This window comes from Shewanella sairae, from assembly GCF_023283535.1.
Classification (GTDB): Bacteria; Pseudomonadota; Gammaproteobacteria; order Enterobacterales; family Shewanellaceae; genus Shewanella; species Shewanella sairae.
The window spans coordinates 60,963-86,664 of sequence record NZ_JAKILT010000011.1 but is presented as its reverse complement, the minus strand read 5'-3'; the positions used below and the strand labels follow the sequence as shown (position 1 = coordinate 86,664).

Sequence of the window (25,702 nt, the reverse complement as noted above, 5' to 3'; positions counted from 1 at the left end):
GCCTGAAAGTATAAGTACTACTTTACTTTCAATGCTTTATTAATTGATTTGCAGCGCAGAATCAAAATGAGAGACGTCTATGAAGTCCATTTCGAAGCATACCAAGCTGAATATGCTAGCGTTAGCTATTGCCAGCGTATTTAGCTCAAGCGCGTTATCAGCAAGCGATCCTGAAGCGTTAGCTGCAGCGATTGCCAAACAAGAAGCAGAGCTTTCGGCCTTGAAAATCCAGTTGCAACAATTGGCGCAGCAACAAAAGCAGCAAGCAATTGAAGTTCAACAACAGAAAAACGAGCATCAACAAGCGTCACAAACTGTTAAATCAACAGCAAGTCAGTGGGATAAATTTTCATTCAAGTCCTATGGTAGTGCGATTTATACCAGTGATGAATACTTCGATAACGTGCAAGACACTTCGCCTGAGCGCCGCAGTCGCTTTGACCTAGAACGTATTGTGACTGAGTTTGGCTATCAGTTTAATGATGAATGGGACATGGAAGTTGAAATTGAATACGAACATGGTGGTACTGGCAGCTCGTTAGAATATGACGGATTTGATGAATTTGGCGAGTTTGAGGCTGAGGTTGAAGCCGGTGGTGAGGTGATGATCGAAAAAGCCGAGATCCGCTATCGCCCAAGCGAAGCCTTTGGCGTTAAGTTCGGTAATATTCACCTTCCTGTCGGTCTGAGTAGTACGCTACACAAACCCAGTCAATACCTTACGGTGCAACGCCATAAGAGTGAAGCTGCCATGCTACCAGCTGTATGGAATGAAAATGGTATTGGGATCTTCGGTGAAGTCGCGGATTTTCATTATCAAGCCCAGGTTGTTAGTGGCTTAAACTCTGAGTACTTCCGAACCTATGACTGGGTGGCATCTGGTCATCAAAAGCGTTTTGAACATGTGAATGCTGATGACCTTGCTTACGTTGTTCGCCTTGATTATGGCAACTTCAAAACAGGCTCTGCGTTAGGAGCATCTTATTATTACGGTAATACCAGCGGTAATCGTCATAAGACCAATAAGCTCAGTGCAAATGGCACGGTAGAAATTCTGTCTCTGGCTGGCGCTTTTGTGGAAGGGCCGTGGATCCTACGCGGACAATACCTATATGGAACGCTTAGTGACAGCGATGCCATCACTCAGGCGAATAAAACCACTCCAGGTCTTAAGCCGGGCAACTTCGCTCAAGTCGGATCTAAATCTGAGGCTTTCTTTGTTGAAGCGGGTGTCGACCTCGGGCAGTTCACCGCTATTCCTATTACAGTATTTGCCAATATCGATTACTCCAATCCTTTAAAAGAAGTGGAAACCGGTGTGGCAACCAAGCGCTATGAGAACACTTGGATAAGTGCTGGTATTAACTATTTCCCTATTCCGGAGATTGTCATCAAGGCTGAAGCTGGTGTGCATCAAGTCGCAGTGGCCGCTATTCCAGACACTAACTTCTTTGCGCTAGGCGTTGGTTACCAATTTTCACTTTAAATAATAAGACATAAATAAATGGAGTTTTTATGAAACACTTTACTCATTCTGCGTTAGCGATTGCTCTTGTCACAGCCCTTTCTGCTTGTGGTGGCTCAGGATCTGACGATACACCAGTAGTATTACCTGAAACGGGCTTTACTTTCGACGCCACTGAAATGGTGACCAACCTAACTGATGATGTAATCGTTGCTGGTTATTCAAATTTAGCCGCGACTGGCGAAGCTATGCTGCAAGCGACTCAAACCTTAGTTAATACGCCTACACAAGCCAATCTGCTCGCTGCGCAACAAGCGTGGAAAGCGGCGCGCGAACCATGGGAGCAAGGTGAGTCGCATATTTTTGGTCCGGTAGACTCTTTAGGCATCGATCCGCATTTAGATAGCTGGCCGCTAAATACCACTGATTTAACCACTGTTTTAGCTAACAATACTGGTTTTGATGCTGACACGATCAAGGGCTGGAATGATGATGTGCAAGGTTTTCACACTATGGAATATCTGCTATTTGGCGATGGTGTCGATGATAATAGTAAAGACATTTCAGAACTAACGGCTAATGAGCGTGATTACCTTATGGGGCTTGCTGAAGTATTCCGTGATTATACCAAAACACTCGATGATGCATGGCTAATCAGCCATGACGGTCAAAGTGGTAAAGCATACGCCGAACTGTTGAAAAACTCAGGTGTTGACGGCAATACATTTTATAGCTCAGAGGTAGGTGTCGTTGAAGAGCTGGTAAACGGCATGATTGGTATTGTTGATGAGGTTGGTAACGGCAAGATTGCTGATCCATTTGGTGAGTCGCTTGATAAAGCCGATACCTCAAAGGTTGAGTCGCAGTATTCGTGGAATTCGTTAACGGACTTTAGCGATAACATCATTGGTGTGCGCAATGTCTATTTAGGTGAGTTTGACGGCGCTGCTGATAAGCAAGGAATTATTGATTTTGTTAATGCTGCCAATCCAGAGCTAGCTACCCGGGTAAAAGCTGAAATCGATGATGCTATTAGTAAGATTCAAGCGATAGCAGGCGATAATGATATGCCATTTCGTCAAGCGATTAGCGACGCAGATGGCCGTGTGCGTATTCAAACCGCTGTTGATTCACTTACAACACTGCAAGCAAGTCTAGAGTCAGATGTATTGCCACTGTTGAAAGATTGGAACATCTAACGAGTTAACAAGTTAGGAGGTCCAGTGGACCTCCTTTTTTCTCACTAAATACCCATAAATTATAAGTGGTTAAATGCTTTAGTTAGTGAGAAAAACGAATATTGAATAAGTGTGTGGAACAGCATATGGCAAGCGAACCTAATAAAACAAAGATAATAAACCAGTACCATAGAGGTATGAAGAAAAGCTTACTTAACAGCTTAGTATTAGTGGCGATGGTAAGTTTAACCGCATGTGGTGGTTCTGGTGACGATGAAGCACCAAAGCCGCAAGAGAAAGTTTACCCTAGTTATACAGATATGAAGGCAAGTGGTGGTGAAACCACAACATTTGATGCTTCAGAATCTGGGCATGGTTTTTCAACGCCAGCACCTAACCTAACCGCGGATGAATTAACTCTACACTTAGAAGGCGATTTGGGTTTTGAAACGGCGTTTACCACGGCGCCTAATCCAGCTCACCCTGAGCTTGATGGATTAGGGCCAGTATTTAATAACGCTGACTGTAACTCTTGTCATCAAAGAGATGGTCGTAATTCAACGCCTATTATTCCTGCTGGAAAAAGTCGAGTAAAACTGGGTTCTGACGCCGGGCTATTCTTAAGGATTAGCCTGGCGCCTAACGAACCTTGTGTGACTGCTACTGCAGCTAATGATTACTGCGCACCGATCCCCGTTCCAGACTTTGGTGGACAACTATTTCATCGAGGAGTGCTACAAGCACGCCCTGATTGGCAGCAAAATCAGTTTATTGGCCAAGCAGATGTTTATTTGTCCTATGAAACTAAAGTTATTACCTACGAGGATGGCACAAGTGTCACCCTGAAAAAGCCGTTATTCGCAGTGGAAAACCCCTATGATGCGCCGGGGGAGACTAAATCAAGCAGCAACCTAACCTCAAATTTACTCCAAGATAATGTATTAATGGGCTGGCGCAATGGCATGCCGGTATTTGGTTTAGGATTACTCGAGGCAATACCAGAAGCGGATATCCTTGCCAATGTTGATACTCACGATGTCGACAATGACGGTATATCAGGCCGCGCCAACTATGTGTTTGATGCGGTTAAAGCCCAAGCGGGCGAAGCAACGCCAGTATCCTTAGGGCGCTTTGGCTGGAAGGCGAATACGCCGAGTGTTAGGGTGCAGTCACTTGGCGCACTGCGAGGCGATATTGGGATCACTAATCCGTTATTCCCTGAAGAAAGCATAGCGGGGACGGCGCTGCATGATTCTTACCTTACGCGCACAGGCTTTGTTGATACAGGCAGTGATGTAAATGGCGAACCAGAAGCTGATGCGGCATTTAGTGACTCTGTGGTGTTTTATGCAGAAACGCTTGCTGTACCAGCAAGACGAAACATCGATGATCCGAGTGTGCGTGAAGGCGCAAGGCTATTTGAACAAATCAATTGTACTGGTTGCCACAGTCCAAGCTTTGTAACCAAAGCATCCGGTGATTTGGGCGGCGCTATGATGAGCGATAGTCATAAAAATCAGACTATTTATCCCTTCACTGATCTGCTGTTGCACGATATGGGCGACGAACTTGCTGATGGCAGACCTGACTTTTTGGCTGATGGAAACGAGTGGCGTACTCGTCCGTTGTGGGGCATAGGTTTAACGCAAACGGTTAATCCACAAGCCGGATTTTTGCATGATGGCCGTGCGGCAACATTAGAGGAAGCGATTTTATGGCACGGTGGCGAAGCGCAAAAGAGTCAACAAGATTTTATGGCGTTATCGGCTGAAGAACGCTCGCAAGTTATTGATTTCTTGATGTCACTGTAATCGAAATCTGCATAACTGAAACTGCCGTCCTCGGCTATAAAAACAGCGGGACTACCTCTTTTGGGGAGTCCCGCTGTTAATTTTGTGAAGTAGATAAAGCTAATTTGGATTATTCCCCCCCTCCTCGTGATCTGTTTCATGTAATCTTTTAACTAAATCACCTATGATTTATTTATTAAATTCATTCACTTTAAAAACCTAGTTTAGGGAGATGTCTGGTGAGCAAAATCGTTATTGTTTATTCCAGTGTACATGGCCAGACGCGCAAAATTAGTGCTTATTTAGAAGATAAGCTAACGGCTGCTGGTAATAGCGTTACCGCAGTAAGTCTTGCCGACAAGGTGAATTTAGCAGAGTTTGATAAAATAATTATCGGTGCCAGTATTCGTCATGGTAAGCATAATCCAGCAGTTTATGATTTTATTGAAGCAAACCAAGCGTTATTAGAGCAAAAGCCAAGTAGCTTTTTTTCGGTGAGTTTAGTCGCCCGTAAACCGTTAAAGAATACCGCTGAAACAAACCCTTATATGCGTGCTTTTCTTGAAAAATCGCCATGGGCACCCAAATTGGCCGAAGTCTTTGGTGGCAATTTAAATTACCCAAGCTACGGAGCAATGGATAGAAATATCATTCGCTTTATTATGTGGATCACTAAAGGTCCTACCGCTGCTGATACCAATATTGAATATACAGATTGGCAAAAGGTCGATGCTTACGCTGATAGCATCAACTTGTTAACGGCTTAAATTAAAAGGCAGAGTATATGGCGCAGTCTATGTTTAAACGCTTGGCGAGAAAATATATTGATTTGCAACATGTTTTAATCATTATCACCTCTGCCTACTTGATATTTACTAGCAGCTGGATCCTCATTGGTCGTAGTCTGCGTACCCATGCCAGCTTCTGGGACACCAGTCATGTTTACCTTGGGTTAGTGGGGGCATTCTTATCCATTAGCTTTCTAATCACAACTTGCCTAAAGGGCAAGTGGCGCCAGTATTTTCCTTGGTTGGTCGCTGATTTTTCACAATTAAAAGCGGATCTCATTGGTCTAACTAAAGGTAAAATTCCGATAGCTGGTGGCAGAGGATTATTTAGTATTACCGAAGGGATGGGTATGTTGCTGTTTTTTGCCGTTGGTGTGACAGGCTTACTTTGGTTTGCCACTCAAGGCACCAGTGCAGCGCTTATGTGGCGTGGTTATCATATCGATGCTGCACATGGGTTTATCGGTTTTATTGTATTGCATGCTATTTTTGCCTGTTTGCACCTGCTGGACTTTATTCGTAATTGATCTGTATTTGGGCAAAACAATTCTTTTAAATTGGCTGTAATGTCTTTAACTTAATAGGTAAGGGATTAAAGTTAAGGAGTTGCTTTGCGGCCAAAGGTAGTGCATTTAATCGATGATACTAAACTCGGCGGCGTTAATTTAGCGCTGGAGAGTCTTGCTGCGTCCACATTGCAACAATCGTTTAGTTTTAAGCTTCTATACCGCCAATTCAATTCTTGTTCCTTCCAGCGTTACCAAGCCGATGTTATTGTTGTACATGCTGCAGCAAGTTGGCGAAAACTCCCCGCATTTATTGCCCTTAAGCTTGCCAATATCGGTACGCCAATTCTTTATCAAGAACACCATTATAGCCGTGAGTTTGTGCGCCACTGTGTGCAGGAGCCTCGTCGTTTCATTTTAATGTTAAAACTAACTTATAGGCTGATGGATAAGGTACTACTGGTGTCTGAGTCGCAGCGACACTGGTTAGCTGAACTGGAGATAACGACTGCCGCTAAAATGGTACTGGTAGGCCAAGGTAAAGAGCTCGCTGCTTTTACTGCATTGCCGAGCAAAACCTATACGCCATCGTCAGTAGAGCCATTAAAGTTGTTAGCATACGGGCGTTTAAGCGAGCAGAAAGGTTTTGATTTATTGATTAGGGCAATGGCTAAGTTACCTGCCGAAAAAGTGCAACTGGCTATTGCTGGTGAGGGGGATCAGCAAGCAGAACTGGTGAAGCTTGCGAATGGGCTTAGCCATGTTGAATTTGTGGGCGAAGTGCAAGATGTGGCTAATTTTTTAGCGGCAGGCGATATTGTTATTATCCCTTCTCGCTGGGAGCCTTTTGGTCTGACTTGTATTGAGGCTATAGCGGCAGGTAAAGCGGTAATAGTGGCTAATCTTGACGGCTTAGCTGATCAAACGGCTGCTTTGGCGTCATCGCAACCAAAAGAGCCTCAAGCATTTAAATTACTAAATGAGTTATCGGTTACGGGGATTGAGATAGCGCTAAAGCAAGTCGTCGAAGGAGAGCGTTTGCAAGTCTCGGATGCACACCGAGTAAGTTGTGAGGGAGTATGGCTATCAGTGTTAAATAACTGGCAGCAGCTATTAACTCAGATCACAGCTAAGCGTTGAACCTTTACAAAATGGCATTAAAAAAGGCGCTTAATTAGCGCCTTTTTAGTTCAACTTTCTCAAGCGTATAGCTTGCTAGCAAATTGATAAATAAAGGTTACTTATGCTCTAGTGCTAGGTAGTTCATTAGATCAATCAATTCACCTAAAGTGCGGATTGAACCCATGTTGATTTGGTATTTATCGTTAACAATGAATGAAGGTACGCTTTGTACTTTGAATTCACGTTGCTGAGTGCGCCATAGTGCTAGCTTAGCATCAGTCTCTTTGCTGTCAGCGACTTTGTCGTATTGCGCAGAATCAACGCCAAACTTAGCAAATACTGCTTTGATATCGTCACGGCTCTTAACTGGCTCATCATGCTTATGACCCGGAGCGCTATGGTCATGTTTCTCACCGTTTTCGCCTTGGATAACTTTAAACATTGCGTCAGTTAATGGCTTTTGATTCTTTAAAGATTGAATCACAGCAAGTGAACGCATTACTTCAGTGTTGATTTCAGTATTTGCAAAATCTACGTGCTTGCTGTCAAAAGTAACCTGCTTGTCTAGGTTTGCTTTGATGTCTGCTATGTACATCTTTTCCATATTGAAGCAGTTGCCACAATAGAAAGAGTAGAATTCAGTTAGCTTTGGTTCGCTACTTGGGGCTTTATCTGAAACAACAGTGAAGTGTTTACCTTCAACAAATTGTGCTGCAAAGCTGCTCAGTGGAGCAACGGCTAGTGTTAACGCTAAAGCAATATGTTTAATCAAACTTTTGTCCTCAAAGTGACGTCTGTATAAGTAGTCAAGCGATAACGAATAATACAAATATTATTCATCCGTTACAGCAAATTACATTGTTGTTAAGAATAAAACTAGATGCTTAATTATGACTGAAATTAGCGATTAATACATACCTTAGAGTGTGACCGATATAATGCTTTTAAGCGGAAACACAGGTTTTCATTTTAAACTTTGTCGCACTTCACAATCTGACTTTAAAAACACGCACCTCGGGAACTTTTGTTAATTTGCCTAGTGTACTGACTTAATGCAATCGAGTTTAACCGTTGTCAGTCAGTAAATAAAAATGCGACCGTTAAATATAACGGCCGCAACACGGGCTAGGAAGGCGAGGTTTGTTATTTTGTTTTGCCTATGGAGCCATCACAAAGTCATCTAATAGAATTACATCGAATGCGCCACTGGTAGTGCTATCTACCGCGGCAATACCATATACGCCACCGTTTTCAAGCGTGATAGACAGTGGACCTATGGCGACGGTTTTCGTATCTGCTACCGTAACACTTACTACATAGTCACCAGCAGGCACGCTTAGGCTGCCAGATGTCGCCCTGAAAGGGACATCTGTGAGTACCGGTGTTGCGTCTGAAATATCACTGGTTGCTGTTAGATAAACATCGACTTCAGGCGCAGAGTAGGCGGTGTGTGATACCGTTAATTTTGCCTCAGTTGCGACCATGCGTGGCTGTTCCATAATGACCCAAGGTTGAATGTCACTGTCTGATAGTGAGCCTGTTGCGAAAATTGAATAGCTTGAACCTAGGGCTAACTCAAAAGGCGCTTTATCGATAACAACCACATTATTATCTGCGCTCGCCGCAACTGTCGCTGTGTGCTCACCCTCTGGGATATTGACGTAACCGGCAATGCCTTTAAACATTAAGTCAGTGATAGCGGCTGTGTTGCTTTCATCTAAAAATACATCTACCGCAGGGGCGTCCGCGACGGCATGAATGACACGAATATCACTACCGCTGCTTTTGTCATTCAGTAGTAGTTGTCCCTCTGGAAGCGCGACTAATAAAGCTACCGGTGAAGCGCCAGACCAAGTATTGGGAATGGCTGAGATAAAGTAATCCCCTTCATCAGTTAAGGGAACGGTACCAGAGTCAAACACGACATCTTTGGCACCTGACGCAGTGATGCGAATTTGGTAATCGGCAGCGGGAACTTCAAGTTGTGGGCTGGCATCCATATAGTTGGCTGATAAGGTTGGTTGCATCATACTGATATCCGCATCAGGTTCAGTCACATATACATCAACAAGGCCCACTGCTGGAGAGGCGTGCAATACCTGAACCCGAGCGTAATTATCGGCAATATCTTGTTCAGGGTTTTCAATCAGTTTTAGCATCAAACTATTATCTGCAACGTTACCGATAGCAACGGCTGTATACTCCATATCTTCAGCCGCAGCTAAGTCAGCACTTAACACAGTTGTTGTCGTACCGTCAGGCAGTTGTGCATCGACAGTGACAGAATAACTACCGGCATCGACCGTTGCTAAGCCGCTAGACATTGCATAGTCAACGTCATCAATAAAACTGCTGTCATTAGCCATCACGTTCACCAGCGGTGCATCACTACCGGCATGAATCACGCGGATCTCAGCGTCTGCGACTTCAATCGGCGGAACGGGAATAGGTTGGCTAATATTGTCGTCATCATCACTACATGCGGTGAGACCTAATACTGAGATAGCAGCAACGGAAAAATAACGGGTAATTGGGGTTGAAAATGTCATCTGGATTATTCCTTGATATTTAATTTCAACAGCCACTACGTTATCGAAATTTTATGAGATCAAAAAATAAACATATTTTTTACATTCTTTGAGTTTGATGCTCGTCACTCAGTTGAGTCACGTCCTCTAAAGCCCGTACCAGAAGGCAACGGGCACATAGAGGGATAATCAGAAGCGCCAATTATGGGCTTTTAAAGGCAAAACCGAGTTTGGTTAATGCTGATTATTGAGAGTAGCATTTTCTCTATGTTGTTTAATTAAGCGTCGTTCGATAATGCTGGAGGCGATAAACATACTGACATAGCCAAACCCCAAGGCCAAGATCACCGCTACAACGTTATCGGTAAACAGACGTAAGATATAAAACATCGCCAATAATGTGCCCACGCCTAAGATACGGATCATTAAACTTTGCAAAAAGTGGCCGTGGGATTTGATATAGGCAATTTGATAGGCATTGAGCATCATAAAGCCAAAAAATAGCGCAAAATGCAACAATATAGGCGCTGCATTGGCATAAGTTTCTGGAAACACAATAGCCACGAGTTCATCGCTAAATAGCACTAGGCTAATAATAAAAGCGCCACTCACTGCAAAGCTAAACCTGAAAAACCAACGCCGAATTAAGGCTATTTGTTGATGCTCTTGATTGCGGATACATTGAGCCAGTTCCGGCAAAATATAGCGATAAACAGGAAATACAAATAACATTGTAAAATAAGCCAATATTGGACGAACCACCACTTGGAAGTCACCTAATTCATCAATGGTGAAGTAGCCAATAGTCAGCAGTACTGTAATGTAAACCATCAGAATACTGGCTCCCATTTCAAGTGATGACATCACGCTTTTTTTGACAAAGTTTCGCATATCCGGGTCGAGTTGAACCGGTCCTAACGGGGTTGTGGCGATCTGTTTTCTGCGCTGAATAAACATAAAACTTGCGACTGCAAAGTTAGACAGGATTAAACTGTAAAACAAAGATGCCATAGCTGTCTGAGCCAATAAGTAGTAACAAACCAAGAAAAGTAATACCTGCACCAAAGGCTCAATCCAGGTGGTTTTATTGGCGATGTCGTACAGCCGGTACATGCCAATTTGATTGGTGAAGTATACCTTGAAGCCCATTCCCAAAATAACACCGACTAACTGAATATATTCAACATCAATATTGAGCTGATGTTTAATATAGGGCAGTACTAATCCCCAAGTGAATAATACCATAGTGATCAGTGAATAACGGAAAATATTGGTGATATCTGCATCGTTTTTAGTTTGTGAGAAACTCACTACCATAGAGGCTCGAAAGCCGCTGAGCAGGATCAGTGACATGGAAATGATATCGACGACAGTGTGATACAAGGCAAGATCGCTTTTTGCGACCCACTGCGCTAACCAAATCTTGAATGCTAGTCCTAAGGATACGCTGGCAAGCGTTGCCCAAATAGCTTTAATAAAAGCATCTTTTGCACGATTAAAAGAAGGCTCTGTCATTGTGCTTTATTCTCAAAAAAAGCGTTGTCGTTTATGGCGACAAATAGTAACCAGTTCTTTCTAATCTGTCAGGTTTGTTGATAAAAGCTGTGAACTTGCAAGCTAATGAATAGCAAATGAAAACAGATAATGGCAATGAATGTTTTAGGTATCATGGGTTATTCATTGCTATTATCGGCAGCTATTTACGCTTACTTTTGATTATTTGCGGAGCCCCAATGGCACTACGTTTTAATGTGTTTGCCTTACCTGATGAGCATATCCAGTTTTTGCAACTTTATCCGTTGAGCATTGAGGCTTATCTTCTTGGTAAGCAACCAAGCGCCAATTTACTAAAGGCACCCGCAAAGCAAGCATGGCGATTAAGGTTAGCGCGGCTTATTAACGGCAAAAAAAGCCAACAAATTCCTGTTAGTTGGCCCAGCGCTAGTGTTGAAATGATCGGCCCTAATGTCAGTCATCGTAATGTCGATATTTATCATTATATCCTCAACAATACTGAAAACCGGGTAAAAGGCGCTGGCAGCTTGTTTCAAACCTGGATAGACATCAATGATCACGATGCGATAAAAATGGCTGCCGATGGCGAGTCTTTTGCATTTAAAAGCCATGATTTATGCAGTTTACAGCCACTACTGACGGCTTTAAATGCGCAAACAATTAGGAGTCGATTTGATGCTTGGCTGTTAATACATAACCCTGATTATGTTCCGCAAGAAAGTGAGTACCAAGAGATAACAAGCGGCATAGCGACTTTTAGCCGCAAGGTCACAGAAGCAATAGATAAAAAACTCGGGTTAATGTGGGTAACTCAATGATTTTTACAATACTTGATTGCTAGCCACTTGGCATTCAAAGCCCTGGTGCGCGTTAGCACTGTAGCTATGATGATTTTTCTTTATGATGTTTGAATATAGAGTAACGGTATGAGTTTATTTAAATTTGGCCTTGCAGCTGACAAAGCTGCACTTATCCGACGTGAGCTAGGTAAAGACGCTGCTGCGTATTTTGCTGCAATGCAAATCGCAGAGGCTGCGTTTTTCCGTTCGGTCACAACAGAACAAAACCAATTACAGCTACATTGGCTACAAATGCGAACGGGCTTAATTACCCGAGTCGATGATAGTGAATTAGCGAAGTTAAATGACTATAGTATTGAGCACGCTCAAGCTAGCGATATAGAGGGCAATAAAGCTTTGCGCCGTATTTCGGTGGTGACACAAGCATCACTGCATGCAGCCATGACTGATATTAGTTCGCAGGCTTGGTTGGGTTTTGACACTGAAACCGCCGCGACCTTTGAAAAGGGCAGACGCAATAGTAACCCTATTTCACTTATCCAGATTGCTACCGCGAGTCACTGTTATCTGTTTAGAATGATTGATGACAATATTGCGCCTTTTCAGGCAGCTTTACAGCCTATATTGAGTAGTGATAAACAGCTCAAAGTTGGTATTGGGCTGCGAGGCGATATTAACGCGATGAAGCGTGATTTTGAGATTAACATGACGCATATATTGGACCTCAATTGGCTAATGAATCAATTGGGTGCACCTAAGCAAATGGGAACTCAGCAGATAGCTGCAAGCGTGTTAAAGCTTAAGCTACCCAAGAGTAAAAAGGTCACGTTATCTAACTGGGCAAAGCCGTTATCAGAACCATTATCTGAGTTGCAACTGCAGTATGCTGCAGCAGATACCTTGGTTGCACTAGATATTTTGCATCAGTTAATCAACCTGCTCAGACCTTATCAAGCCTTATGTCCGCAGTCATTACAACAACGACTTGCTGAATGCAAAAAGGTAACCGCTTGCTTTATGGCTGATACCGGTCAATAACCATTGCCACCACGCTGAGCAGGTTATGAAAATCTACTCAGTTTACTAATGATAACAGTTTGAGCTGCACCGATATCAAAGTAACAGTGCATAATGTTGTCAATAATGAAGTCGTCAACAACACAAGCATGAATGTAGGGATATAAAATAATGGATGAAAACCCCACGCCGCCTGAGGTCGCTTCTTCGCACCGCAAAGTTATTCAAGGCGTATTAATGCGCATCGTGATTATGTTAATTGCATTGGCGATAGCGAGCTTTGTTTATAACCGTGCAGTTGCCGCCACCGAGCATACTGCCATGGCTGCCGCCGCTGGTGTAATGGCGAGTGATGAAATAGGCGCAGGCAAGATTAAGCAGGCATTTGAACAACAAAGTAACCTTCAAATACAAGCTGCTGGAACCGTGACTCGAGTTTTAGCTGATGACAATAAGGGCAGTCGTCATCAAAGGTTTATACTGACATTAGCCAATGGCCAAACGGTTCTCGTTGCGCATAATATTGATTTAGCCCAGCGCATCGCAGGTTTGCAAGAGGGCGATGAAGTTGAGTTTTACGGTGAATACGAATGGAACAAATGGGGTGGGGTTATTCACTGGACCCATCATGATCCGCGCGGCAAGCATATTGGTGGCTGGCTTAAGCACCAGGGGAAAACATATCAATAAAGCAACGGCGAGCACATAGGCTCGCCGTTGTTTTATGAGCAGTTAAAATCTGGCTTAACAGCTATGACGGGTTGGCACTATTTGCTGATTTGGGTTGCCAAAACAGTTTTAATAAACGCTGACCAAATTGGTATAGGGCGAGGCCGCTTAATACAAAGCCTGCACCTAATATCAAAGACGGGCTCAAGGTTTCATTATTCAATTGTGCGCCTAGAAGCATGGCAAATACAGGCGTAATTAATGTCACGAGTGCCACAGTGCTTGGGGCAAGGTGCTGTAAAACGTAGAAGTAAGCAATGAAGCCGAGTAAAGATCCAAATACTCCTAAATAAACCACAGCTAATATAGAGCGACTTTGCCACGTCTCTATGGCGAGGTTGCCATCAAAGATTAGCCAAGCCAAGCCAATGCAAACAATGGCGTTGAAAACAATAGCGCTCCTACAGTGCTTGCTAGTGGGTGGATATTGATCTTAACCGTTTTGATTAATACGCCACTTAAGCTAAATAGCACCACAGCAATGAGTACTAATAACAGCCCTATCCAACTATCACCGTCAATTGATAACTTAGAAGAACAAACAATGGCTAGCCCAGTAAATGACATTGCAAAGGCAAGTATTCGTGTCACTCCAAAGTGACCTTCGCCAAGTAAGCGCTGAGCTATTAAGCCTGAGAGTAGTGGCGACAGCCCAAAAATAAGTGACATAGTGCCTGACGCAAGATACTTAGCCGCAAAATAGCTGAGCAACATGCCACCAACAATACCAATAGCTGAAAATGAATAAAGTTTACAAGCCGCTGATGTCCAAGGCAGTCGAATACGTGCTAATAATAAAATTATCACTCCAAAGACTAGCGCAATTAGCATGCGCAGCAATACTGCCATGGTGGGGTGAATGCTTTCGCTACTCCAAACAATGCCTAACGGGGTGGTAGACCAAACTAACACAACGGTTAAGAACGCTATTGGAACTAATCTAGGTAACGCGGCGGTAGACATATTATCCTCCTTGCAATGCTCAAGCTTAATCGTCCATGAGCGGCTCACATTCGTATACAGACAAAGGCTGTAACTGAATGACGACTTTAGTTAAACCGAAAGGGAGCAAGGCGGAAGAGGGAGAGACCATACCGCGTTGTGACACTTTGCGGTATGAATTCGAGAACTAACTAAATGACTCTTACCTTACCGCGAATAAACATAGCCAAAGCACACAGCGATTAAGTCGCAGTGCTAGATTTTGTTTTAGCGAATTAGCGGTAATGAATAATGTCATTTAAAGGTGTTGTAGCCTTGAGTTATCGAATCGTCATAGTCTAATTCTTATGCAATATAGTCAATAAGTAATCGCTAAATAAGCTTGATTTTTATTCAGGATAAGTCAGCAGGAAGCTAGTGATGTGTTTGCAGGTTAATAACCAGAGAGGTATGTCGGTATTAATAAACAATAAGTGGCAATTGCAGATAGTCAAAAGGGGCAAAGCCCTTCAGCTTTTGCCCCTTTTGTTGTTTGCGGTTGTACGACCCTTTGCCTTTTTTCGGCTTTTCCGTTCGGGTTCGAAATAGTGAACTGGTAACGATAGCCTTTAAAGCGTTATCTTTTATGACGCCGCGACCACTTTCATGTTCAATCGCCGTATCGGTTTGATGTTTAGCCATCAATATCTCCTTGTGTAAACTGCTTCAATTAAAATAAAAAGCACTACCTTAATTATCGTTATTAATAACGTTGTTAAGATAGTGCGATTATACGCCGTTTTTATCGGGCGACTAGCAATTTGTGGCATCATTTTTCAGCGTTTTATTGCTGTAGTTGATGCTTAGCTGAGATTAAAATATTAGCGTATATAGGTAACCAGCTGCGATTGCCATACCTAAAATTACTGCTAAAAATGCCGCTATCATTTGATTCTTAAAGATAGATTTCAGCAAAATAACTTCAGTTAAACTTGCACCCGCACTACCAATAATCAGTGCCATTACTGAGCCTAACGCCATACCTTTAGCCACTAATGCTGAACTTAAAGGGATCACAGCCTCTGCACGAATGTAGAGCGGGATACCAATCACAGCAGCAATCGGAATGGCATACCATGTGCCTTCACCAGCGTACTTAGCAATTAAATCTGTTGGAATAAATCCGTAGATAAATGAGCCCAGTAAAATACCAATCATTAAGTAAGGCAGTACTTGTTTAAAGTCTTTCCAGGTTGAGCGCCATACTCGCATCCAGCGGCTATCCTCTTTCACTACAAGGCTTGAATCACAGCAACTTGTAGTGGCTTCAACTTTTGGTACGTTGCAGCTTGTCGCTGCGGCAACGGCTGCAGCGTCTAGTTTAGCCTCTTGTTTAGGTGCCGTGCAGCAACTGGTTTGTGCTTTTACTGCTACTTTTGCTGTATCACCGCAACTCGTGCCACAGCTTGACGGTTCAGCAGCTTCATAAGCTTCAGGTTTTACATAACGCTCAAAACCAAGCTTTTCAAGCACGTAACCCGCTGTTACAGATACCGCCATAGCCACAACAAAGTAAAACAGTGCGACTTTAAAGCCAAAGGTCACGATAAACAGACCTATGATAATTGGGTTTAATAGTGGGCTTGAGAACAAGAACACCATCATAGGGCCAAAACCTGCCTTGGCTCGCAATAATCCTTTTAAGAAAGGGATGGTTGAGCAAGAACAAAATGGCGTAATAGAGCCCAGTAACGCGGCAATGATGTAGCCTTTACCTTTTTTTGAACTCAGAATTGACTGAATTTTTTCTGGCGGAATATATTCTTGCAGTATGCCAACAATATAGCTAATCGCTAGAAATAGTAGCGTCAATTCTGCAGCAAGAAACAAAAACATGCCGGCAGTATCTTTGGCCATAGCCATGATTTCAGGAGTCATAATAGTTACCTCAAAATTTTCTATTTGTTATTTCTGGAATTATCGAAATAACGAAGTTGGGTAGATAATAGTCCGATTTAAGAAACTGTCAACTATTATTTCGAATAATGTGGAAATAATTTAAAGATTTTGTTTTGTTGAGTTGGCAATCGTGATTCGGCTGTTTAGGGGCCTGATAAGTAAATGAGCAAGTCGATGCTCAATCTTGTTGTTATCTTTAATCTTCTCTATGATTAAAAAAATATGAAATAGAGAGAGTTATCATGCTTGACGCAATATGCTTGTTCGATGAATCGAACCCTATTACGTATTCAGTTTTTAAATTTCAAAAACTCGATGAGCTGGATATTGAAAAATATCGGCAAGTTTTGGTGTGCCCAGTTTGTGCGGGTAAAGCCTATTATCGTAAAGCATCCAAAGATGGTAAGGCCGCCTGTTTTGGCTCGCGTTATCATCAATCCGACTGTCGTGAGTTTAAGCCTTCTGCCGCAAAAGTGCGTGAAGAGCAGCATGCAATCGAGGTCAATCAGCTATTAGTTGATAGTGACGCCATGATTATTGATTTTAGCCGCAGGCCAAGTATTGCCAGTACTCAAGCGGATAAGTCTAAAAAAACTGTCGTTGCTAAGGTCACTGATAATAAGCCCGCTGCAAATAAGCACGTTGAGGCTAAGGCTTTAAAGCCTGAGCAACAAGAGGCTCATCAGCCAGCATCGGCGCTGCAGGTTGAAGAGCAAACTCAAGCTAGTCCAGAAAAGCGCATTGCTAAAGAAGGGCTTGAGAAAATTTTGCATAGCCTGATGCGCGGCAGTGATCTCGCCAGTTCAGATCTTTGGGTGTATACCGATGAAAAGTATCGTTGGCGCGCTAAAAATCTATTCGTAAATTTTGCTGACGCTGTTCCAACCGATAATGGCTCTCCTAGAATGTACTGGGGCACCATTTCTCATACCGATAAAGAAGGGCTTTGGCTAAACCCGGCAGATAGCCAAGATGTAGGTATCCCAATAGAAGGCATAAAAGCTGATTTACAACAACGTTTCGGCCTAGATGAACGGCGTGATTTTGAAGGCGCTGGGATAATTCTGCTAGGAAAGTGCTTTTGGAATAAAGCTAAAAACCGCAAAATTATTCAGTTGTGGGGTCAAGACTTGAATCGTATTTTTATTTCTAAGTCGGAAGATAGCGAATAGCGGTTAATCACAAATCAACCAAGCTGATTAATTCTTGCTGAGATTTTGCTGTTTTTCAGTCAAAAACGTCTACAATTTGTTGTTGAGTTTAATGATATTTAAGTTAATGTTTTCATGTGTTTGGGCTTTTATTTCAAGCTAGGGCTATAAAAATTCACTCCCAGGGGATATTTATTATTGACTCAGGGGCAAATGGGGATTATTTTCTGCGCGATGTTTTTACTAGGGCGCTAAATATTGCCCGTAAAATTCAAGGTATCGGCAGGTATCTCAACGGTAGAGCAGCAATTAAACTTCGCAAATAATTGTGTAAGTTTGGTGATTAATTGCCATTTTGGCACTTTATTATAAGGACATTAGCGCATGTCAGAACCGACAGCCTTAAGTCTTATACCACCAGTGGTGGTATTGGTGTTAGCAATTGTGCTACGCCGCCCAATTCTCTCTTTGATTATCGGAGCATTAGTTGGCTTGGTCATGTATGACCCGCAGAATTTGCTAACTAATTTCGCAGATACCTCTTTGTCGGTGATGGCCGATGAAACCATCGGTTGGCTGATTCTAGTTTGTGGTGGCTTTGGTGCCTTGATTGCTCTACTTGTGCGTACAGGTGGCTCAATGGCGTTTGGTCGTTATGCGCTAAAATTTGCCAATGGGCAAAAATCATCGCTGTTTATGACCTTTATTTTAGGCGCGATTATCTTTATTGATGACTACCTCAATGCGTTAACCGTTGGTTCAACCATGAAGCGAGTAACCGATAAGTTTAAGGTATCACGTGAGATGCTAGCTTATGTGGTCGACTCAACAGCTGCACCAGTTTGTGTGCTGGTTCCTTTATCGACCTGGGCAGTATTCTTTGGTGGTTTGTTAGTTGATAACGGCATTGCAGCCGAAGGCCAAGGCATTGCTGTTTATATGCAGGCTATTCCGTACATGCTTTACGCATGGCTTGCCGTTGCTATGGTATTGCTGGTTATTTTGGGCATAGTGCCTGCGTTTGGTCCAATGAAAAAAGCGCAGCTGGCCGCAGCTCAAGGTGAACCAGCAATTAAACAAGTGGACTTAGATGAAGTACAAACTTCAGATGAATATGCGCTTAAAGCCATTGAAGATGAGTTTAAACACGCTGAAACGGGCGGTAAGCTACATAACTTCTTTGTACCCATCTTGTTATTGGTTGGCTTTACTGTTTATTTTGATATCGACGTTCTCAAAGGTTTGATTGCCACATTAGCGGTGACTTTGCCTTACTACGGTTTACAAAAGCTGATGCCTTTGTCAGAGATGATGGAGCAAATGATTGATGGCTTTAAGAATATGTTGCCAGCAATCGGTACCGTTATCGCTGCCTTCATCTTTAAAGATGTATGCGATAAATTAATGCTGCCGCAGTACGTGATTGAGAGCTTAAGTCCGTTTATGACGCCGCAATTATTACCTGCAGTGGTTTTCCTGAGTATGTCGATTTTGGCATTCGCAACGGGTTCAAGCTGGGGTATTTTTGCAGTATCAATTCCGATTGTTATGCCGTTGGCGCAATCTGTTGATGCTAATATTCCGTTGGTGATTGGTGCGTTATTGTCGGCATCATCATTTGGTAGTCAGGCGTGTTTCTACTCCGACTCTACGGTATTAGCCGCTCAAGGCTCTGGCTGTAACTTAGTTAGCCATGCGGTGACTCAATTACCATACGCATTGCTTGCGGCGGGTATGACATTTGTCGGCTTCTTACTAATGGCATAATGCTGTAAAGACTTAATAATTTATTGCTTTAAAGGGCCGCACGGATCTCAGTGCGGCCTTTTTTTTGATTGATTCTATTACTTAAGGCTTTGTTTATATGGATGTTGCTAATTAATGGTGATTTGAATCGAGCTTAAAGCTTTATCTATAAGTTTGCGCTGAAACTTATGTTGGTATTTGTTTTTTGAATTGAAACAAAATGTTGACTGAGTAGTAATAAAGTTGTAATTTTGTTGCTGAATTTAGCTGGGGTATCTGGTTAAAAAGAAACTCAATCAAAAGAAATTGGGTTCTTAATCAACAAAGGGAATGTTAATAATGACGTCAATAAGCAGTTTATCTAATGCTGTAAGAGTTGCATTGATTGCAACCTCTAGCGCAGCGTTAATGACAAGTGCCGTAGCTTATGCTGAAGAACAGTCAGGTGATGGTATTGAAAGAATCGAAGTAACAGGTTCTAAAATTAAGCGAATAGGGGAGTTATCTCCTACACCAGTTACTGTTATTACTGGTGCAGAAATGATGGATATGGGTATTACTAACGTAGCCGATATCTTGAATAAACTTCCATCATCAACAGTAGGTATCTCTCCAGAAACCTCTAATAATACTATTTTTGCTAATGGACTAAACAAAACCGATTTACGTGGTTTAGGTTCAGACCGTACACTTGTTCTCGTGAATGGCCGTCGTTTTGTTGCTGGTTCTAATGGTGATTCTGCTGTCGACTTAAATACTATCCCAACCGCTATGGTTGCCCGTATGGAAGTGATTACTGGTGGTGCATCAGCTGTATATGGTTCTGATGCGATTGCTGGTGTAATTAACATTATTACTCGTAAAGATATTCAAGGTGTTGAGCTTGATGCTTCCTACACTCAGCCTGAGCAAAGCGGCGGTGAAGAAAGTCAGTTCTCACTTACTGCAGGTGGTAACTTCTTAGATGATAAATTATCTACGATATTTAACTTCACCTATGCAGAACAAAAAGAGTTACGCAATACTGACCGCGACTTTTTAGATAACCCTGTTACCAGTATTTATAATCCTGATACTTCTGAAGGTGCACCTGCACGTATTCCTTATGAAGGCCGTAAGCCACTATCTTGGCTTAATGAAGCCGGAACATTCTTTGCTGGAGATGGCGGTCAGTACACTTTCGATAAAAACGGTGCCATGAAAGAGTTTGACTATGGTGAAGGTCTAATTGAAGGTCCTGGTACTAATGGCAACTATTGTGGTCCTAGCTGTGAAGGTTATGATCCAGTGGATTACGGTCTAGTGCGTACCCCACTCGATCGTATGGTATTTACCTTAAATACCGACTATGAACTCAATGATGACCATAAGTTGTTTAGTGAAATTACCTATGTAGATTACTCATCTAATGGTGAAAGCACACCGGTATTCCACACTCGTAATTATATTCAGGCTGATAACGCATTTTTACCTGAAGAAACAAAGCAGCTAATGGCTGAAACGGGCATGGATCAGTTTAACCTCTACCGTATCGATAGAGAGTTTGGTAACCGTACCTATAATCAAGACCGTGAAACTATGCGTTTCCTTGTCGGGATTGAAGGTGTGATTAGTGATGATTGGGATTATTCTTTCCATGCGCAGCGCGGTCAATTAAAAGAAACGACTGTGTGGGGCGGCGAGATTTGGGGCGATCGTTATGATCAAGCTAAAGATGCAATTTTTGCAGACGATGGCAGCATAGTATGTCGTGATGCCGATGCTCGCGCAGCAGGCTGTGTGCCACTAAACCTTTTAGGCGAGAATCAAGCTAGCCAAGAAGCAATTAACTGGGTTAGCACAAGTGCAGGTCAAACAGCTAAAACAACCCAAACTAGTGCGGGTCTAGTTGTTAGTGGTGCTTTATTTGATTTACCAGCAGGTTATGTAAGCGCTGCATTCAGTGCGGATTACCGTAAAGAAGAGTCTGAAACTAACCCAGATCAAGCGTTAGTTGACGGTACTATTTTTGGTAACACAGCTAACCCAATGCGTGGTGAATATGATGTTAGTGAGTTTGCAGCTGAATTTAGCATTCCTCTCTTATCAGATCAGTTCCTAGCTTACGATTTAGCTTTAGATCTTGCTTATCGCTGGATGGATTACAGCACTGCTGGTCAAGACGATGCTTGGAAAATCGGCCTAAACTGGGCACCAATTGAAGATTTACGTTTACGTGCGACTAAGTCTAAATCAGTACGTGCACCTAACATTGGTGAATTGTTTAGTCCTGCAGGTCAAACTTTTGCTAGCTTTACCGATGTTTGTGACAATATTAACGTAGAGCTTGGTCCAGATGATAACCGTAAGAAAAACTGTCAAGCTTCAGGTTTACCTGCTGGCTGGAACCCTAGTGATTCTTGGTATTTAAGCAACCACCCTGGATATAACGCAGGTAACCCTGATCTAACACCTGAAACCTCAAATGACTATACAATTGGTGCTGTTTATACACCTAACTATCTTGAAGGTTTCTCAATTACCGTTGATTACTGGGCATTTGAAATCACTGAGGCAATTGAATACGTTCAAGTGGGTACTGCAGTACGCTATTGCTACGACTCAGAGTCGCTAGATAATCCATATTGTGATCTATTTACTCGTGATGCAGCGACTGGCGATATCATAGACTTCGTACAGAGCCCTATTAACTCAGCTTCATTTGACGTTAAAGGTCTAGATATTGAAAGTCAGTACAACATTCCAACTGACAGCTTTGGTGATTTCCGTGTTCATTTAATCGCGACTTACCTAGAACAGTGGGAGAAAAACCCAACAGGTTTTGCTGACGATCTACAAGTTGATGTAGGTGAGTATGAAAACCCACGTTGGAAGGCGATGTTTAGCTTAGGTTGGAAGTATGATGCGCTTAGCTTAGAAGCGAGATCTAACTACCGTCATTCAGCTGTTGCTGATAACGAGTGGAAGCCAGAGAACAACAACTATAACGATATTCCATCGCACACAGTTTGGGACTTCACTGGTTCTTATGCCTTTAACGATGACTTCTCTCTACGTTTCGGTGTGAAGAATGCGTTTGATAAAGCACCACCACGTAACCCATATGTTTACGATGGCGACGGCTACTACGACACTAACGGTCGTGCATTCTTCCTCGGCGCTAACTACAAGCTTTAATTTAAGCGAGTACTAGCTCACTTGTATAAGTATGAAGAGTGATAAAAACCAGTAGCATTGCTACTGGTTTTTTTTCGTCTATGAATAGTCGTTTAAGGTTTAAGGTTTGTTTGATATAAGCCAATCAATATAAAAATTGCTTCACTCTATTTAGCGAATATTATTCTCGCTGAAGGTCTCTCTGAGTAACTTAATTAATGCGCGGCTCTTTTCTGGCAAAAATTGCTTAGAAGGGTAGATGAGTGTCAGCTTTATCTCTGGAAGTTTTTCGTGAATCAGTATTGCTTCAAGCTCGCCTGATTGCAGCGCATCTTTGACTAAGATGGTCGGTAGTAAGGCTACACCTTTGCCTGTGGTCGCCATATGCTGAATTAAACGTAGATCATCGGAGCATAATCTCAGGGTGAGGTTATCAGGTAGAGATGCCTGATTATAACGACTAACCATCAGTGGGTGATGAGTAAGCTCGCTAAGCTCTGTGATACTTGGATGACTTTGCAGGTATTGCTGTGAGGCAATTAAACTGCTGGGAAAACGCAGCAGTGTTTGCTGCACATAGTCCTCGTTCTGCACTTTTACCCCATCGGGTAAGATCTGAATATCGACATTTTGTCTCTTAAGATCAATGCTCTCTTGGCAATGCAGAACCTCTAGCTGTACGTCTGCAAATTGCTCAAGGTACTTTTCTAATAAGAGAGCGAACATATTTGAGGTAATAAGTGCGGCAGGTACCGCCACTCTTAACACGCCTTGTACTGACTTTTGTTGATTACTGAGTAACTTGGCTGCTTGGGCGACACCCGTTAAAGGTTGATTGATTTGCTGATACAGTAAACGGCCATTTTCAGTGAGCTCTATCTTACGTGTGGTGCGAATGAGTAGCTGGCAACCTAATGACTTTTCTAGCTCTTGTAAGCGTCTGCTGACTTTTGAACGTTGTAAGGATTGCTGTTTAGCTGCGGCGCTGATCCCGCCATGCTGCACAGTCAGTACAAATAGCTGTAAGTCATCCATACTAATATTCATTGTCCTACCTGTAGGTTGTAAGCGGCCTATTTATCATTCTATTTAATCTAATTAGTAATATCTATACTACGCAGCCCTCAGATTGACCTTGGATTTATTCATGCAAACCGCAGAACATGCTTTTCGTCGTTGGATGCAAAGCCTCATTATTCTTTTTGTTATTTTGGTCGGCTATATCGTAATTGCAGATCGTTATGCGCCGTTAACCACTGAAAGCAGGGTGCAGGGCTATGTGATTCAATTGGCTTCTGAGGTCACTGGTACGGTTGTTGCTGTGCAGATTGAGAATAATCAACAGGTCAGTAAGGGCGATAAGCTCTTTAGCATCGATAAACAAAAATACCAGCTAGCTGTCGAGAAAGCGCAGCTCACACTGGAACAAGCTTTTGAGCAAGAGCAGGCCATGTACGCAAAAGTCGCTGCAGCAACAGCCAATGTGGCAACCAGTAAAGCGGTGTTTGATAATGCCAATAGCGAGTACTTACGTATTAGTCAGTTAGCTAAGCGGCAGTTGGTGTCTGTTTCTATGTTAGATAACGCCTTAGCCGATAATAATGCCTCACGTTCAAGCCTCGATGCTGCTAAGCAAGAATTGCTGGCTCTTAAGGTGCAGCTTGGTCGTGCGCCGGGACAGAGTAACGGCGTTCGTGCGGCGCAAAATGCACTCAAGCAGGCCAAGCTAGATCTTGTTCATACACAAGTGTTTGCGCCAAGTGATGGGGTGGTGACTAACCTGCAGCTTGAAGTCGGCAGTACAGCCAACGCAAACATGCCTCTACTGACTTTCATTCCTAACGATTCGTTGTGGGTAGCGGCTGACTTTCGAGAAAAGGCTGTGGCTAAGATCAACAAGCAGTCAAAAGGGTTAGTGGCATTTGATGCTTTTCCGGGGGAGGTATTTATTTTTAATGTGCAAAGTCGAGACTTTGGCGTAGCGGCGGCGCAGCAAAGCCCAAATGGGCAATTGACTCAGGTAGAGGTCAATAATCGTTGGGTCAGAGATGCTCAGCGAGTCAGAATTAACCTTGCTAGCGAGCATGCGTTACCTAAGCCACTATTTGTCGGCTCCCGCGCGACGGTAGTGCTGTACCCTAGTGAAAACTGGCTATGGGGCTTGCTTGCAAAAGCCCAAATTCACCTTGTTAGCCTGCTGCACTATATCTATTAAATCCATTGCTTAATCTAATGATTTTTAGCTGAAGAAGGAGATTGTTGTGCAGCAAGAAACCTTATTAAAGACTCAACGGATCTGGTTTGGTACTGTGCTTGGGCTCGCTGTCACTTTAGTGTTTGGCTGGTCAAATGGCATGTTTGCTGCATTGCTGCCTATGTTTGTGTTAACTCAAATTGATAGGTGGAATAGCGGCTTAATAGCGCAGTTAGTGATTGCTGTTATTTGGGTTTGTATCCAAGTGACCTTCATCATAGGTTTCTTTCAGCCGTACCCCTTGTTAATGACGCTAGTGGTAGCAATTATGCTGCTGTGTAAGTGCATCGCTATGACCCATAAAAGCAGCTATCTGTTTGGTTATGTTGGGTTACTGATGGGCTCAATCCTGCTCAACTATGGCAGTTATCAGGGCTTTGATTTAGAAGACTTTGTGATGGGGCTGGTGGCATCTGCATTGTTAACTGGGCCCGTTGTCGCACTGGCATTTTACCTGTTTCCAGAGCCTTGCAATCCTCAGCCTTTGTCGCATTTAGCAAACCAAAATCAAGCGAAAACCCATAATGACAATCAACGTAAAGATCATTTAGGCATGGTCAGGCAAGCGGCGCTTGGTTGGATAGTTGCCATGGCGGCATTTATTTTGTTTCAGGTAGCCGATCTAAATGACTCGCTATCAGCGCAAGCGTCAATATTGATAGTGTTAGCGCCAATGACGTTTATCGGCTCTATGGCTGTGGCCAAAATTAGAATCCTAGGCACTTTTCTAGGCTGTTTAGCTGGGATGATATTACAGCTGACTTTATATAGCCTAGCGAACAATATGATTTTGTTTTTGTTGGGCTTTGCTATTGCTGCGGCTATTTTTTGTCGTTGGCTGGCGATGGGTGGCATAAAAGCGGGAATTGGCTTTTCGGCAATGTCTGCACTTACGGTGCCGTTAACCAGTAGTTTTGTGCCTGAGCAACAAGATGCCTTTTTCTCAATCTGTTATCGCTTTAGCTCTATTGTTGTGGCTGTGGTGGTGACTTCACTATTGATATGGCTGGTGCACCACTTTTTAGTACGGGTGGTCAGGTTTAAGTCATTAGCCGCTTGTTCGGTAACACGATAAGC

General features: G+C 43.0%; 22 protein-coding genes. 14 read left to right on the top strand and 8 right to left on the bottom strand.

The window, feature by feature from the left end; translation table 11 throughout:
- Nucleotides 1–79: 79 nt before the first annotated feature.
- From L2748_RS06685 to L2748_RS06660, 6 genes are all read left to right on the top strand, one after another.
- Complete coding sequence (locus L2748_RS06685; protein ID WP_220780979.1) at nucleotides 80–1,486, top strand: porin family protein; 1,407 nt, start codon at nucleotides 80–82, stop codon at nucleotides 1,484–1,486.
- 29 nt (nucleotides 1,487–1,515) lie between these two features.
- Nucleotides 1,516–2,664 carry an imelysin family protein gene (locus L2748_RS06680; RefSeq protein ID WP_220780978.1) on the top strand — a complete coding sequence of 383 codons (1,149 nt, stop codon included), beginning with the start codon at nucleotides 1,516–1,518 and terminating at the stop codon, nucleotides 2,662–2,664.
- 176 nt (nucleotides 2,665–2,840) lie between these two features.
- Entirely contained in the window at nucleotides 2,841–4,454 is a 1,614-nt protein-coding gene (locus L2748_RS06675) for a di-heme oxidoredictase family protein (RefSeq protein WP_220781007.1), read from the top strand.
- 218 nt (nucleotides 4,455–4,672) lie between these two features.
- On the top strand, nucleotides 4,673–5,200 hold the full coding sequence (gene hemG, locus L2748_RS06670) for a menaquinone-dependent protoporphyrinogen IX dehydrogenase (RefSeq protein WP_220780977.1): 528 nt from the start codon (nucleotides 4,673–4,675) through the stop codon (nucleotides 5,198–5,200).
- A gap of 17 nt (nucleotides 5,201–5,217) precedes the next feature.
- On the top strand, nucleotides 5,218–5,748 hold the full coding sequence (locus L2748_RS06665; RefSeq protein WP_220780976.1) for a cytochrome b/b6 domain-containing protein: 531 nt from the start codon (nucleotides 5,218–5,220) through the stop codon (nucleotides 5,746–5,748).
- Between the two features lie 84 nt (nucleotides 5,749–5,832).
- Nucleotides 5,833–6,867, top strand: coding sequence for a glycosyltransferase (locus L2748_RS06660; protein WP_220780975.1), 1,035 nt, complete (start codon nucleotides 5,833–5,835; stop codon nucleotides 6,865–6,867).
- Nucleotides 6,868–6,964: 97 nt separating this feature from the next.
- Here the strand turns inward: L2748_RS06660 and L2748_RS06655 are convergent, their stop codons facing one another.
- The 3 genes from L2748_RS06655 to L2748_RS06645 form a co-directional block, all read right to left on the bottom strand.
- A complete protein-coding gene (locus L2748_RS06655) occupies nucleotides 6,965–7,621 on the bottom strand; it encodes a thiol:disulfide interchange protein DsbA/DsbL (protein ID WP_220780974.1) in 657 nt (218 codons plus the stop codon).
- 385 nt (nucleotides 7,622–8,006) lie between these two features.
- Nucleotides 8,007–9,398 carry a DUF4397 domain-containing protein gene (locus L2748_RS06650; RefSeq protein WP_220780973.1) on the bottom strand — a complete coding sequence of 464 codons (1,392 nt, stop codon included), beginning with the start codon at nucleotides 9,396–9,398 and terminating at the stop codon, nucleotides 8,007–8,009.
- Nucleotides 9,399–9,611: 213 nt separating this feature from the next.
- Complete coding sequence (locus L2748_RS06645) at nucleotides 9,612–10,892, bottom strand: polysaccharide biosynthesis protein (protein ID WP_220780972.1); 1,281 nt, start codon at nucleotides 10,890–10,892, stop codon at nucleotides 9,612–9,614.
- A 116-nt stretch (nucleotides 10,893–11,008) separates the two neighbouring features.
- On the opposite strand from L2748_RS06645, the gene L2748_RS06640 reads away from it, so the two are divergent.
- The 3 genes from L2748_RS06640 (at nucleotide 11,009) to L2748_RS06630 (ending at nucleotide 13,399) form a co-directional block, all read left to right on the top strand.
- Complete coding sequence (locus L2748_RS06640) at nucleotides 11,009–11,710, top strand: hypothetical protein (RefSeq protein WP_246616150.1); 702 nt, start codon at nucleotides 11,009–11,011, stop codon at nucleotides 11,708–11,710.
- A 108-nt stretch (nucleotides 11,711–11,818) separates the two neighbouring features.
- Nucleotides 11,819–12,730: a 3'-5' exonuclease gene (locus L2748_RS06635; protein WP_220780971.1), complete on the top strand. Its 912-nt coding sequence runs from the start codon at nucleotides 11,819–11,821 to the stop codon at nucleotides 12,728–12,730.
- Between the two features lie 150 nt (nucleotides 12,731–12,880).
- Nucleotides 12,881–13,399 (top strand): DUF3465 domain-containing protein, encoded by a 519-nt coding sequence (locus tag L2748_RS06630; RefSeq protein ID WP_373317207.1) that lies wholly within the window; start codon nucleotides 12,881–12,883, stop codon nucleotides 13,397–13,399.
- A gap of 61 nt (nucleotides 13,400–13,460) precedes the next feature.
- On the opposite strand, the gene L2748_RS24615 is transcribed toward L2748_RS06630, so the two are convergent.
- From L2748_RS24615 to L2748_RS06615, 4 genes are all read right to left on the bottom strand, one after another.
- Nucleotides 13,461–13,802: an EamA family transporter gene (locus tag L2748_RS24615; RefSeq protein WP_373317206.1), complete on the bottom strand. Its 342-nt coding sequence runs from the start codon at nucleotides 13,800–13,802 to the stop codon at nucleotides 13,461–13,463.
- Nucleotides 13,790–14,401 carry a DMT family transporter gene (locus tag L2748_RS06625; protein ID WP_373317205.1) on the bottom strand — a complete coding sequence of 204 codons (612 nt, stop codon included), beginning with the start codon at nucleotides 14,399–14,401 and terminating at the stop codon, nucleotides 13,790–13,792. The genes L2748_RS24615 and L2748_RS06625 overlap by 13 nt, the downstream gene beginning before the upstream one ends.
- Before the next feature lie 438 nt (nucleotides 14,402–14,839).
- Nucleotides 14,840–15,061, bottom strand: a complete 222-nt coding sequence (locus tag L2748_RS06620) for a ribosome alternative rescue factor ArfA (RefSeq protein ID WP_220780970.1) — start codon at nucleotides 15,059–15,061, stop codon at nucleotides 14,840–14,842.
- 171 nt (nucleotides 15,062–15,232) lie between these two features.
- A complete protein-coding gene (locus tag L2748_RS06615; RefSeq protein ID WP_220780969.1) occupies nucleotides 15,233–16,297 on the bottom strand; it encodes a permease in 1,065 nt (354 codons plus the stop codon).
- 263 nt (nucleotides 16,298–16,560) lie between these two features.
- On the opposite strand from L2748_RS06615, the gene L2748_RS06610 reads away from it, so the two are divergent.
- From L2748_RS06610 to L2748_RS06600, 3 genes are all read left to right on the top strand, one after another.
- Complete coding sequence (locus tag L2748_RS06610; protein WP_220780968.1) at nucleotides 16,561–17,490, top strand: hypothetical protein; 930 nt, start codon at nucleotides 16,561–16,563, stop codon at nucleotides 17,488–17,490.
- Nucleotides 17,491–17,853: 363 nt separating this feature from the next.
- Nucleotides 17,854–19,236, top strand: coding sequence for a Na+/H+ antiporter NhaC family protein (locus tag L2748_RS06605; protein ID WP_220780967.1), 1,383 nt, complete (start codon nucleotides 17,854–17,856; stop codon nucleotides 19,234–19,236).
- A gap of 318 nt (nucleotides 19,237–19,554) precedes the next feature.
- Nucleotides 19,555–22,392, top strand: coding sequence for a TonB-dependent receptor domain-containing protein (locus L2748_RS06600; RefSeq protein WP_220780277.1), 2,838 nt, complete (start codon nucleotides 19,555–19,557; stop codon nucleotides 22,390–22,392).
- Between the two features lie 150 nt (nucleotides 22,393–22,542).
- Here the strand turns inward: L2748_RS06600 and L2748_RS06595 are convergent, their stop codons facing one another.
- A complete protein-coding gene (locus L2748_RS06595) occupies nucleotides 22,543–23,418 on the bottom strand; it encodes a LysR family transcriptional regulator (RefSeq protein WP_220780276.1) in 876 nt (291 codons plus the stop codon).
- 100 nt (nucleotides 23,419–23,518) lie between these two features.
- Between L2748_RS06595 and L2748_RS06590 the strand changes: the two genes are divergently transcribed.
- Both L2748_RS06590 and L2748_RS06585 read left to right on the top strand, forming a co-directional pair.
- The gene (locus tag L2748_RS06590; protein WP_220780275.1) at nucleotides 23,519–24,586 is read left to right on the top strand and encodes an HlyD family secretion protein; all 1,068 of its coding nucleotides are present in this window, start codon (nucleotides 23,519–23,521) and stop codon (nucleotides 24,584–24,586) included.
- A gap of 46 nt (nucleotides 24,587–24,632) precedes the next feature.
- Nucleotides 24,633–25,700: a DUF2955 domain-containing protein gene (locus L2748_RS06585; protein WP_220780274.1), complete on the top strand. Its 1,068-nt coding sequence runs from the start codon at nucleotides 24,633–24,635 to the stop codon at nucleotides 25,698–25,700.
- Nucleotides 25,701–25,702 lie beyond the last annotated feature (2 nt).